This window comes from Anoxybacillus tepidamans PS2 (genome assembly GCF_000620165.1).
Lineage (GTDB): Bacteria > Bacillota > Bacilli > Bacillales > Anoxybacillaceae > Anoxybacteroides > Anoxybacteroides tepidamans_A.
The window spans coordinates 1-11728 of sequence record NZ_JHVN01000037.1; the positions used below are offsets into that span (position 1 = coordinate 1).

Here is an 11728-nt window from a genome sequence, read left to right on the forward strand (position 1 = left end):
AAAAGCGGCAGCGAGCCGGAACTAGACAATTAAGAAAAGCGAAGGCGACTGTATAGCCACGAAGAGAGCGGAAGGCCTGCGAGGAGGCTGTTGCCGCCGCAGCAGGACAGAAGCGATTCGAGGGGCTAGGAGCCGAAGCTAGACAACACGAAAAGCGGAAATACCGCATCCTTTCTTCAACCTTTCACTGTTATCTAGTTTTGAAGGAACCATCCTTCAGACCGTCTAGTGACGATGGCGGAGAGGTCACACCCGTTCCCATCTCGAACACGGAAGTTAAGCTCTCCAGCGCCGATGGTAGTTGGGGCTAGCGCCCCTGCGAGAGTAGGACGTCGCTAGGCTGTATTATTTGTTCAATATTACCGCGGGATTGGAGCACGGTCGAATCAACACCCCTGAAATGGCAACAGCGTACCGCTCGAGTTACATCTTGAATAAGCACACTGAGAGCGGGACGGTTAGGAAGAAAAGAGCATAGAGAATTTATTAATTTTTTGATCATCGCGGGGTGGAGCAGTCCGGTAGCTCGTCGGGCTCATAACCCGAAGGTCGCAGGTTCAAATCCTGCCCCCGCAACCAACTAAATGGTCCCGTAGTGTAGTGGTTAACATGCCTGCCTGTCACGCAGGAGATCGCGGGTTCGAGTCCCGTCGGGACCGCCATCACACTGGTAGCGAAACAATGGCGTTTCGTGTTTTTTTTTATGCCTTTTTGCCCATTCCCCCTTTTTAATAAACTTTTTGCGAACATCCTTAAGGGTTCAGCCTCTTAAGGGTGTTTTAATTTGCTCGATTTGTGATAGTTCCATAATACAATGATGTTTTGTACTGTGGCTGCAGTCGTTATTTACCTAAAAATAGGACAACACGAGTTCTCTATAGAGTAAATTCCAAATGAACCTCTCTCATCTACACTTCGTTGAGAGGTGGGAGATTTCTCAGTAGATATGTTAAAATAAGTTCAATAGCCATACTATATCCTAGCCTGTAGAAGGCGTCAGGTAATTTTGTGCAAAATTTCCAAAACGGATTTGTAGATATTATTAACATCCTAAAATCATAAAACAACTTCTTCTCCACCGTGGAAATCATCCCCTATTTCTTTTTTGAAAATATTCACCGAGAAGTCTCCAACCTTTAAGAGGAGCTTAAGCGGAACAAGCTTATATTTACAATCAAGCCTCAATGACCAATTCCTGTCCAGTAAATTTTCAATGATATTAAGTTTCGTGGTTAAAAAGTAGCACCTGTTTGCCGTAATATGATACAATTTCAAGCGCAGGCTATAAATGCAGCGCTTATATTATAAAAATTTCTACAATCTGTTCGGTTTTTGAATACTACAGCGAAAACGTTCCATGCCTATATAAAAGGGCAACATTATTAAAGTTAGGTGACAGATTATGCGTTACGAATTGATTATGCATTCCCCTGATGAGACGATGGAATTTGCCTCTAAATTAGCAGAAAAACTACAGGAAAAAGATGTGATTGCGTTAGAAGGAGATTTGGGCGCCGGAAAAACAACATTTACGAAAGGGCTAGCGAAAGGATTAGGAATTAAGAGGACGGTTAGCAGCCCGACATTTACGATTGTGAAAGAATATCAAGGGCGGCTTCCACTTTATCATATGGATGTGTATCGTTTAGAGGATACATTTGAAGATCTAGGGTTTGATGATTATTTCGAAGGTGATGGGGTAACAGTCATTGAGTGGGCTCATTTAATTAAGCCACAGCTTCCTAATGAATTGTTGGTCATACATCTTTATCATCACGGAGAATCAGCAAGGAAAGTTATGTTGGAGCCGATTGGAAAACGATATGAACAGTTGTGCAAGGAGATCATGGAAGCATGAAAGTACTGGCGATTGATACATCAAATGTTGTGATGGGAGTTGCATTAGTTGAAGATCATATAATCAAAGGGGAAATCGTGACCAATATTAAAAAAGATCACTCTACCCGTTTGATGCCTGCTATCGAATTATTATTGGCTAATTGCCATGTTGCTCCAAAAGAACTCGATTTGATTGTTGTAGCGAAAGGCCCAGGCTCGTATACGGGTGTGCGAATTGGCGTAACCGTCGCTAAGACGCTTGCTTGGACATTAAACATTCCTATTGTCGGTGTATCGAGTCTTGAAGCGCTTGCGGCCAATGGGCGCTATTTTAATGGGTTTATTTGTCCTTTATTTGATGCAAGAAGAGGACAAATTTATACGGGACTATATCGCTATTACGAAGAGCAACTAAAATGTGTGGAGGACGACCGAATTGTACTCTCAAACGAATGGGCGCGATCACTAAAAGAAAAAAATGAGCCAGTTTTATTTTTAGGCAGCGATGCTGGCCTACATAAAGATATATTGATCGAAGCGCTCGGTCCGTTAGCCATGTTTGCCCCTCCTTCCATGCAATTACCGCGCCCAAGCGAGCTTGCTTTTCTCGGTATGAATAAAGAGCGGGAGGAAGTTCATTCCTTTGTTCCGAATTACGTCCGTTTAGCTGAAGCGGAGCTAAATTGGCTTGCCAAACAAAAGGGGTAAAGCAGTGATGGATATTAACTTTCGTTCGATGATACTCGATGATATTGATGGGGTATTAGAAATTGAAAAAGCTTCATTTACGCTTCCTTGGAGCCGTGAGGCCTTTTATAACGAATTGGTCCATAACCAGTATGCCAAATATATTGTAATGGAGCACGATGGACGCATCATCGGTTATTGCGGCATGTGGGTTGTCATTGATGAAGCACATATTACGAATGTGGCGGTGTTGCCGGAATATCGCGGCAAAAAATTAGGAGAGGCACTTATGAGAACGATGATGGAAACAGCTAAACAGCTTGGGGCGGTAACGATGACATTAGAAGTTCGTGTTTCCAACCATGTCGCACAATCATTGTATCGAAAATTGGGATTTTTAAATGGGGGTATTCGGAAGCAGTATTATCCGGATAATCAAGAAGATGCACTTGTAATGTGGGTGAATTTAACATGAACAAAGATATATATGTACTTGGAATTGAAACAAGCTGCGATGAGACAGCGGCGGCTGTGGTGAAGAATGGTAAAGAAGTTCTCTCGAATGTCGTTGCTTCGCAAATTGAAAGCCATAAGCGGTTCGGTGGGGTTGTTCCAGAAGTCGCTTCGCGTCACCATGTTGAACAAATAACACTTGTTATTGAGGAAGCGATGAACAAAGCCCGTCTTTCTTTTTCTGAGCTCGATGCAATTGCTGTGACGCAAGGGCCGGGACTTGTTGGAGCTCTTTTGATCGGAGTGAATGCAGCGAAGGCGTTAGCGTTTGCTCATCAACTCCCATTAATTGGGGTCCACCATATCGCTGGACATATTTATGCCAACCGTCTTGTAACTGAAATGAAATTTCCATTGTTGGCGCTCGTTGTTTCTGGGGGACATACAGAGCTTATTTATATGAGGGAGCATGGGGTGTTTGAAGTAATCGGGGAAACGCGTGATGATGCAGCAGGAGAAGCGTATGATAAAGTAGCAAGAGCCCTTCGCCTTCCATATCCGGGAGGGCCGCATATAGACCGATTAGCTCACGAAGGAAATGTAGCGATTGATTTGCCACGGGCATGGTTGGAGGAAGGTTCTTACGATTTTAGTTTTAGCGGATTAAAGTCAGCGGTCATTAACACGCTACATAATGCAGAGCAGCGCGGTGAAACAATTGAACCAAAAGATATGGCGGCGAGCTTTCAGGCAAGCGTGATCGATGTTTTAGTGACGAAAACGGTAAAAGCAGCGCAAGAATATGGAGTGCGCCAAGTCTTGTTAGCGGGCGGAGTCGCGGCGAACAAGGGATTACGCGCAGAGTTGGAGCGAAAGATGAGTGAACTTACAGAAGTGGAGCTAGTGATCCCTCCCCTTTCTCTTTGTACAGATAATGCAGCCATGATTGCGGCTGCTGGGACGGTATTATTTGAGAAAGGAAGACGGGCGAACATGGCGTTAAATGCTGATCCGAGCCTTGAATTAGAATAGAAAGGAAAAAATCCTCTTGTTGTCAAGAGGATTTTTTTGTAAAAAAACATTTCTTGTGAATATTGTTATCCACATATTGTGAATAATGTGGAAAACCTATTCGTGGTTAATAATATCAATAAAAAATTAATCACATTTTTTTGTGAATATATTTATAGTTTTTTGTGGATATTGTGGAAAAATTGGTGAATAACTTGATTTTTAAAGGAATGTATGTGAAGAAAATTGTGGATATTTAGATTTGAAACCAGCTCTCTATTCACGATAAATGAAAATGAGAGCTGGTTTATTTATTATATTGATGTATGCAATGTTTCCCATTCTTCAATGAGTGCTTCCAATGTTTGCTTTAATTGTTCATTTTCCTTTGTAAGCTGCTGTAGCCTATCAATGTTTTGATAAATATCGGGATCGCATAGCTCGTGCTCGATTTCCGCGATTTTTTTCTCTAACTGACCAATTTCGTTTTCTACTTCTTCAATTCTTCTCTTTCGTTGACGTTCTAGCTTCTTTGCTTCTTTTTCTTGCTCGTATTGTTGTTTAGTTCCAACAGCACCTTTGCTCTGTTGTTGCTTTTTCTCTTCTAACATTAGGCGTTCAAGTTCAAGCATTTCTGTTTTTTTGTTAATGTAGTAATCATAATCGCCTAAGTATTCCGTAATTCCGTCTTTGCTGAGCTCGTATACTTTTGTAGCAATCCGATTAATAAAATAGCGATCATGGGAAACGAAAAGAATCGTTCCCGGATAGTCAATCAGCGCATGTTCGAGCACTTCTTTGCTGTCTAAATCTAGATGGTTTGTTGGCTCGTCCAAAATCAAGAAATTTGCTTTTTGCATCATTAGTTTGGCGAGGGCGAGCCGCGCTTTTTCACCACCGCTTAATGCGGAAACAGGTTTTAAAACATCGTCTCCGGAAAATAGAAAGTTACCTAATACGGTCCGAATTTCCTTTTCTGTTTTTAGCGGATATTCATCCCAAAGCTCATTGAGCACGCGTTTATTTGAGGACAAGTCCGCTTGGTTTTGGTCGTAATATCCAATTTGTACATTTGCTCCATAGCGAAAGCTGCCATTTTGGACTTGGAGCTTGTTAACGATTGCTTTTAATAGCGTTGATTTCCCGATTCCGTTCGGTCCGACGAGTGCGATGCTATCACCTCTTGTAATACGGAATCGAATATTATGAATGATTGATTCTTCAGAATTGTAACCGACCGAAATGTTTTCTGCGATTAGTACGTCATTTCCGCTTTGGCGTTCAATATCAAAAGAGAACGAAGCGGTCTTGTCGTCACCTAGTGGTTTTTCAATTATTTCTATTTTTTCGAGCTGTTTACGGCGACTTTGCGCCCGTTTTGTTGTCGAGGCGCGGGCAATGTTGCGCTGAATAAAATCCTTTAATTTAGCGATTTCTTCTTGTTGCTTTTCATATAGCTTCCACTCGCGTTCTAAATCTTCTGCTTTCTGTTGTAAATATTTGCTATAGTTTCCTATATATCTTTTAATGCTTGTTCTTGATAGTTCGTATACTTGTGTGACTACTTTATCAAGGAAATAGCGATCATGGGACACAATCAAAATAGCCCCCGGATATGTTTGTAAATATTGCTCAAGCCATGTTAATGTTTCAATATCTAAATGGTTGGTCGGCTCGTCCAAAATTAAAATATCCGGCTTCATCAGCAACATTTTTCCGAGCGCAAGCCGCGTTCGCTGTCCACCGCTCAACGATTGAACCGGGGTGCTAGCATAATCGTATTCGGAAAAATGAAGACCGTGCAAAATAGAGCGAATTTCTGCCTCGTATTGATACCCCCCCTGTTCTTTAAACTTTTCTTGAAGAGCATCGTAGTCTTTCAATAATTTTTCGTATCGTTTATGATCGGCGATAATATCGGGATCGCCCATTTGCCATTCCATTGTGCGCAATTCTTGTTCCATCGCTTTTAACGGCGAAAATACCGTCATCATTTCATCCCATATCGATAGAGTCGAATTCAAGCCGCTATCTTGGGCGAGATAACCGATCGTGACATCTTTTGGTTTAATAATTTCTCCACTATCATAAGACATTTCGCCAGCGATAATTTTAAGTAATGTCGATTTTCCTGCTCCGTTTCTTCCAACAAGAGCGATTCGGTCTTTCGATTGTATTTCCAGTTTTATATTCGATAAAATAAGATCAGCACCAAAGTATTTAGAAAGTTGTCGTACTTGTAAAACAATCATGTTTTTTCACCTCTCGTTCTAATAGTGTATCGTAAGTTGTTTTACTTGAGCAATAAAAGGAAGTAGGAAAAGACAGATGAGAAAAAATAGTGTATAGTTTATAAGTGGAGGAGATTTTTTTGACATCTTTTACTCATTTTAACGAACAAGGGCATGCAAAAATGGTCGATATTACCGAAAAATCCGATACTGTTCGAATAGCTACCGCCCGAACGAGCGTGAGAGTGAACAAGGAAATTTACGAAAAAATCAAGGACCGTACAGTACAAAAGGGCGACGTTCTTGCAGTTGCTCAAGTGGCCGGCGTGATGGCGGCGAAAAAAACAGCGGAACTTATTCCAATGTGTCACCCTTTGATGCTAAAGGGAGTTGATATTCAGTTTGAATGGCAAATTAATGACCAACATTATGAGTTGATCATTCTAGCAACCATTAAAACAAAAGGGAGCACAGGAGTGGAAATGGAAGCGCTCACCGCTGCATCCATCTGTGCTTTAACGGTCTATGATATGTGCAAAGCACTAGATAAAGGCATGGTGATTGGTCCAACTTATCTGGTGGAAAAAATAGGAGGAAAATCCGGTCATTATCGATACCAAGAAAAGTAGATGGCTCAAGCGAATGTGGGGGATTTATTCATGAATAATGAACAAACGAAAATTCCGCAGGCAACAGCGAAACGGCTGCCGTTATACTATCGTTTTTTAAAAAATTTGCATGCGTCTGGAAAGCAGCGAGTTTCTTCCGCTGAGTTGAGTGAAGCTGTAAAAGTGGATTCCGCAACAATTCGCCGCGATTTTTCTTATTTTGGTGCGCTTGGAAAAAAGGGATACGGGTATAATGTAAGCTATTTATTGTCTTTTTTCCGAAAAACGCTTGACCAGGATGAAATAACAGAAGTAGTGCTAGTCGGCGTCGGAAATTTAGGAACGGCGTTTTTGAATTATAACTTTATGAAAAATAATAATACAAAAATCGTGATGGCGTTTGATGTTGATGAATCAAAGGTAGGAACTGAAGTTGGGGGCGTGCCTGTTCATCATTTAAACGACCTAGAAACATGTCTTCATGAACAAATTTCTGTCGCTATTTTGACAGTCCCTGCTCATGTTGCGCAATCTATTACGGATCGCCTTGTTCGGAAAGGGATTAAAGGGATTTTAAATTTTACTCCTGCGCGCCTGAATGTGCCGGAAAGCATTCGCGTCCATCACATTGATTTAGCTATTGAATTACAATCACTTGTGTATTTTCTAAAAAACTATCCGTATGAAGAAAAGGGAGCTAAAGATTAATATGAAGTACTTGCTTATTTTGCTTGTAGTTATATTGTTATTTGGAACGAAAAAACTTCCAGAGCTCGGAAAGTCGCTCGGTCAGTCACTAAAGGAATTTAAAAATGCGACAAAAGGATTGACGGATGAGGAAGAGGAAAGCAATAAAAAAGCGTAAGGATAATGGTAGGATGGTTTCGTATGAACGATAAAGAAATGTCCGTGTATGAACATCTAGGGGAATTGCGAAAACGGCTTATTATTGTACTTCTGTTTTTTGGCGTAGCTATGATTGCAAGTTTCTTTTTTGTAGAACCAGTCATCTTATATTTGCAAAAAGCGGATGAAGCAAAAGAATTAACGATGAATGCGTTCCGATTAGCGGATCCCATTAAAATTTATATGCAGTTTGCATTTGTTATTGCTTTAGTTCTTACATCACCTGTCTTGCTCTATCAAATTTGGGCGTTTGTAAGCCCTGGTTTGTATGAAAAAGAGAGAAAGGTAACATTAAGCTACATTCCTTTATCATTATTTTTATTTCTATCTGGTGTCAGTTTTGCGTATTTTGTTTTATTTCCGTTCGTTGTCCGGTTTATGCAGGATTTAGCATCACAGCTCGGCATTCACCAAGTCATTGGCATCAATGAGTATTTTGAGTTTTTGTTACAACTTGTTTTACCTTTTGGCGCTTTATTTCAACTGCCCGTGATTGTAATGTTTTTAACGCGCCTTGGGATTATTACGCCGATGTTTTTGTCAAAAGGGCGGCGATATGCGTATTTAATTTTATTGATCGTAGCGGCGATCATTACACCTCCGGATGTGATGTCGCAATTAATTGTCATGATTCCGCTTTCGATTTTATATGAAATCAGCATATGGATTTCTAAAATTGCGTATCGGAAAGTGCTGCTAGCAGAACAAAAGAGAGCTGATTCAGAATAGCGATCAGCTCTCTTTATTTTTGTTGATTTTTGATTCTCATATATAGCGTGAGTAAGCGCAAAAATACGCCGAAATCTAAAGTAGCCATTACCATTAAAGCAACGGTTGAAAAGTTCCAAATGGTTTCATGAGCACTTTCAATCGCCAAATAGGTGAACAATGATCCCATTAGAAAATAAAAGAGTGCAGTATTTAACGGTGAAGTCCTCATATTAAAAGCCCCCAAATATAAAATGCATCTTTTCTGTTTCTTTTAACATTTGCTCAATGTAGTCAGCGAAAACGGTTTGCATTAAGACAACGAATGTGTTCATTGCTACGTGTGCAAAAATCGGTACGAAAATACGTTTTGTTTTTGCATAAAGAAAAGCAAATGTAAATCCTATAGCAGAGTAGAGAAGGAGATGTTCTAACTCCATATGGACGGCCGCAAACAATAAAGAACTAATCGTAGCGGCAACGAAAAAATTATATTTATGATAAAGAGTGCCAAATATAATTTTACGAAAAATTAACTCCTCTAAAATGGGTCCGATAATGGATGTAACGATGACCAGAGATGGTGTAAGGCGAATGATTTCGACAATTCGTTTTGTGTTTTCGGATCCCATTTCAATTCCGAAAACGCGCCATTCGATGTTAGCGGCGACACCTTGAGCAAATAAAGCTAAAAAGAATCCGCCAATTGCCCACATCCATGCGATGCTCAATGGAACGTAAGAGCGGTTATGACGCTCCTTTATATCTTCTCGCAGCAAAATGAGAACGAGAAAGAAGGTGATTGAGAAACTAAGAACTGCCCAGTATCCCGAGGCAGTTGCAGCCGGGCTAGAAGAGTTGGATCCGATGCCAAGAGAAAGCAATAGCGGTACACCGGCTATGCTTGACAGCTGCATGGCGATATACGCAATAATGACATACCAATATTGCCGTTTCAATGGAAATTCCCCTTTGCTAAAAAAGTAATCATGCTTTTCGTATTGTAGCACATCTTGCAGAAAAATAATGATCAAAATGTTTTATGAAAACGATTTATATTTATAGGAATGTGACATAATGAAAAAGGTATGCAAAATTGTATGATTTTTTGTATTTTCTACTTGCAAAAAAAAAGGAAGTTCATTAATATTATAATTGTGTTAGCACTCGATGGGGATGAGTGCTAATAAATGAGAGTTAAAAATTTTGTTGAGGAGGTTGTTTTCCGTGTTAAAGCCATTAGGTGATCGCGTTGTCATTGAGCTAGTTCAGACAGAAGAAAAAACTGCAAGCGGCATTGTGTTACCAGATACTGCGAAAGAAAAACCACAAGAAGGAAAAGTCGTAGCAGTTGGTACAGGACGCGTGCTTGACAGCGGTGAGCGTGTAGCTCCAGAAGTAGCTGTAGGCGATCGCATTATCTTCTCAAAATATGCTGGTACAGAAGTAAAATATGAAGGCAAAGAATACTTAATTTTACGTGAGAGCGATATTTTAGCTGTTATTGGCTAATTTGAAATACGGATTTAATAGCATAGATAAAAATACTTAAATATTACATTGTTGGAGGAGGTAATGGTTCATGGCAAAAGAAATTAAATTCAGCGAAGAAGCTCGTCGCGCGATGCTACGCGGTGTAGATAAATTGGCTGATGCCGTAAAAGTGACATTAGGTCCTAAAGGACGCAACGTTGTATTGGAGAAAAAATTCGGTTCTCCATTAATCACAAACGATGGTGTAACAATTGCAAAAGAAATTGAGTTAGAAGATCCATTTGAAAATATGGGTGCGAAGCTTGTTGCGGAAGTAGCAAGCAAAACAAACGACGTTGCTGGTGACGGTACAACGACTGCAACTGTATTAGCTCAAGCGATGATCCGTGAAGGCTTAAAGAACGTAACAGCTGGCGCGAACCCAATGGGTATCCGTAAAGGTATCGAAAAAGCGGTTGCTGTTGCAGTTGAAGAGTTGAAAGCAATCTCTAAACCAATCGAAGGCAAAGAATCGATTGCGCAAGTTGCAGCGATTTCTGCAGCTGACGAAGAAGTTGGTCAATTAATCGCAGAAGCAATGGAGCGCGTAGGTAACGACGGTGTTATCACATTAGAAGAATCAAAAGGCTTCACAACTGAGTTAGATGTTGTAGAAGGTATGCAATTTGATCGCGGTTACGCTTCTCCATACATGATCACTGATACTGAAAAAATGGAAGCGGTTCTTGAAAATCCATACATTTTAATTACTGACAAGAAAATTTCAAGCATTCAAGACATCTTGCCTGTATTAGAGCAAGTAGTTCAACATGGCAGACCATTATTAATCATTGCTGAGGATGTAGAAGGCGAAGCGCTTGCAACGTTAGTTGTCAACAAACTTCGCGGCACATTCACAGCAGTAGCGGTTAAAGCTCCTGGCTTCGGTGACCGCCGCAAGGCTATGCTAGAAGACATCGCTGTTTTAACTGGCGGTGAAGTCATCACTGAAGACTTAGGACGCGAATTGAAATCTACAACAATTGCATCGCTTGGTCGCGCTGCAAAAGTTGTTGTAACAAAAGAGCATACAACAATCGTAGAAGGTGCCGGCGAATCTGATCGCATTAAAGCTCGCATCAACCAAATCCGCGCTCAATTGGAAGAAACTACTTCTGAATTTGACCGTGAAAAATTACAAGAGCGCTTAGCGAAATTAGCAGGCGGCGTAGCGGTTATCAAAGTTGGTGCAGCGACAGAAACAGAATTAAAAGAGCGCAAATTGCGCATTGAAGACGCTCTTAACTCTACGCGTGCGGCTGTTGAAGAAGGTATCGTAGCCGGCGGTGGTACAGCGTTATTGAACGTATACAATAAAGTTGCTGCGATCCAAGCTGAAGGCGACGAAGCAACAGGTGTGAAAATCGTTCTTCGCGCAATCGAAGAGCCAGTTCGCCAAATCGCACAAAACGCTGGTTTGGAAGGATCTGTAATCGTTGAGCGCTTGAAAAATGAACAACCTGGCATTGGCTTCAACGCTGCAACTGGCGAATGGGTGAACATGATCGAGAGCGGTATTGTTGACCCTACAAAAGTAACTCGTTCTGCGCTTCAAAACGCAGCTTCTGTTGCGGCTATGTTCTTAACAACTGAAGCTGTTGTTGCTGACAAGCCGGAAGAAAACAAAGGTGGCGCAGGAATGCCTGACATGGGCGGCATGGGCGGCATGATGTAATTTAAGAAAAACCTCCTTGATTTCAAGGGGGTTTTTCTCATAACCATATCGTTTTTGGTGCCATTTTGGTGCCGATT

Annotated in this window: 13 protein-coding genes, 2 tRNA genes and 1 rRNA gene; 13 read left to right on the forward strand and 3 right to left on the reverse strand. The window is 41.0% G+C overall.

Annotated features, from left to right (window positions below):
• Positions 1-224: 224 nt before the first annotated feature.
• From rrf to tsaD, 7 genes are all read left to right on the forward strand, one after another.
• A 5S ribosomal RNA gene (rrf, locus tag N667_RS0117030) occupies positions 225-341 on the forward strand.
• A gap of 161 nt (positions 342-502) precedes the next feature.
• A tRNA-Met gene (locus tag N667_RS0117035) sits at positions 503-579 on the forward strand.
• A 7-nt stretch (positions 580-586) separates the two neighbouring features.
• Positions 587-662 (forward strand) — tRNA-Asp (locus N667_RS0117040).
• 737 nt (positions 663-1399) lie between these two features.
• Positions 1400-1858, forward strand: a complete 459-nt coding sequence (gene tsaE, locus N667_RS0117050; RefSeq protein ID WP_027410627.1) for a tRNA (adenosine(37)-N6)-threonylcarbamoyltransferase complex ATPase subunit type 1 TsaE — start codon at positions 1400-1402, stop codon at positions 1856-1858.
• Positions 1855-2547: a tRNA (adenosine(37)-N6)-threonylcarbamoyltransferase complex dimerization subunit type 1 TsaB gene (gene tsaB / locus N667_RS0117055; RefSeq protein WP_027410628.1), complete on the forward strand. Its 693-nt coding sequence runs from the start codon at positions 1855-1857 to the stop codon at positions 2545-2547. The genes tsaE and tsaB overlap by 4 nt, the downstream gene beginning before the upstream one ends.
• A 7-nt stretch (positions 2548-2554) precedes the next feature.
• Positions 2555-3001, forward strand: coding sequence for a ribosomal protein S18-alanine N-acetyltransferase (gene rimI, locus N667_RS0117060; protein ID WP_027410629.1), 447 nt, complete (start codon positions 2555-2557; stop codon positions 2999-3001).
• Complete coding sequence (tsaD, locus tag N667_RS0117065; RefSeq protein WP_027410630.1) at positions 2998-4011, forward strand: tRNA (adenosine(37)-N6)-threonylcarbamoyltransferase complex transferase subunit TsaD; 1014 nt, start codon at positions 2998-3000, stop codon at positions 4009-4011. The genes rimI and tsaD overlap by 4 nt, the downstream gene beginning before the upstream one ends.
• 293 nt (positions 4012-4304) lie before the next feature.
• Here tsaD and N667_RS0117070 read toward each other — a convergent pair whose 3' ends face one another.
• Positions 4305-6242, reverse strand: a complete 1938-nt coding sequence (locus N667_RS0117070; protein ID WP_027410631.1) for an ABC-F family ATP-binding cassette domain-containing protein — start codon at positions 6240-6242, stop codon at positions 4305-4307.
• Between the two features lie 119 nt (positions 6243-6361).
• Here N667_RS0117070 and moaC point away from each other — a divergent pair, with 119 nt between their 5' ends.
• Genes moaC through tatC form a run of 4 tightly spaced genes read left to right on the forward strand, consistent with a single transcriptional unit; the run spans position 6362 to position 8464 of the window.
• Complete coding sequence (moaC, locus tag N667_RS0117075; protein WP_027410632.1) at positions 6362-6850, forward strand: cyclic pyranopterin monophosphate synthase MoaC; 489 nt, start codon at positions 6362-6364, stop codon at positions 6848-6850.
• Positions 6851-6880: 30 nt separating this feature from the next.
• The gene (locus tag N667_RS0117080) at positions 6881-7537 is read left to right on the forward strand and encodes a redox-sensing transcriptional repressor Rex (protein ID WP_027410633.1); all 657 of its coding nucleotides are present in this window, start codon (positions 6881-6883) and stop codon (positions 7535-7537) included.
• 1 nt (position 7538) lies between these two features.
• Entirely contained in the window at positions 7539-7694 is a 156-nt protein-coding gene (gene tatA / locus N667_RS0117085; protein ID WP_035099242.1) for a twin-arginine translocase TatA/TatE family subunit, read from the forward strand.
• A gap of 23 nt (positions 7695-7717) precedes the next feature.
• Positions 7718-8464, forward strand: coding sequence for a twin-arginine translocase subunit TatC (gene tatC, locus N667_RS0117090; RefSeq protein ID WP_027410635.1), 747 nt, complete (start codon positions 7718-7720; stop codon positions 8462-8464).
• Positions 8465-8477: 13 nt separating this feature from the next.
• On the opposite strand, the gene N667_RS0117095 is transcribed toward tatC, so the two are convergent.
• Together N667_RS0117095 and N667_RS0117100 are read right to left on the reverse strand one after the other, a co-directional pair.
• Positions 8478-8675: a YdiK family protein gene (locus tag N667_RS0117095; RefSeq protein ID WP_027410636.1), complete on the reverse strand. Its 198-nt coding sequence runs from the start codon at positions 8673-8675 to the stop codon at positions 8478-8480.
• A gap of 1 nt (position 8676) precedes the next feature.
• A complete protein-coding gene (locus tag N667_RS0117100; protein ID WP_027410637.1) occupies positions 8677-9402 on the reverse strand; it encodes a CPBP family intramembrane glutamic endopeptidase in 726 nt (241 codons plus the stop codon).
• A gap of 268 nt (positions 9403-9670) precedes the next feature.
• On the opposite strand from N667_RS0117100, the gene groES reads away from it, so the two are divergent.
• A complete protein-coding gene (groES, locus tag N667_RS0117105; protein WP_027410638.1) occupies positions 9671-9955 on the forward strand; it encodes a co-chaperone GroES in 285 nt (94 codons plus the stop codon).
• Between the two features lie 70 nt (positions 9956-10025).
• The gene (groL, locus tag N667_RS0117110) at positions 10026-11651 is read left to right on the forward strand and encodes a chaperonin GroEL (RefSeq protein ID WP_027410639.1); all 1626 of its coding nucleotides are present in this window, start codon (positions 10026-10028) and stop codon (positions 11649-11651) included.
• Positions 11652-11728 lie beyond the last annotated feature (77 nt).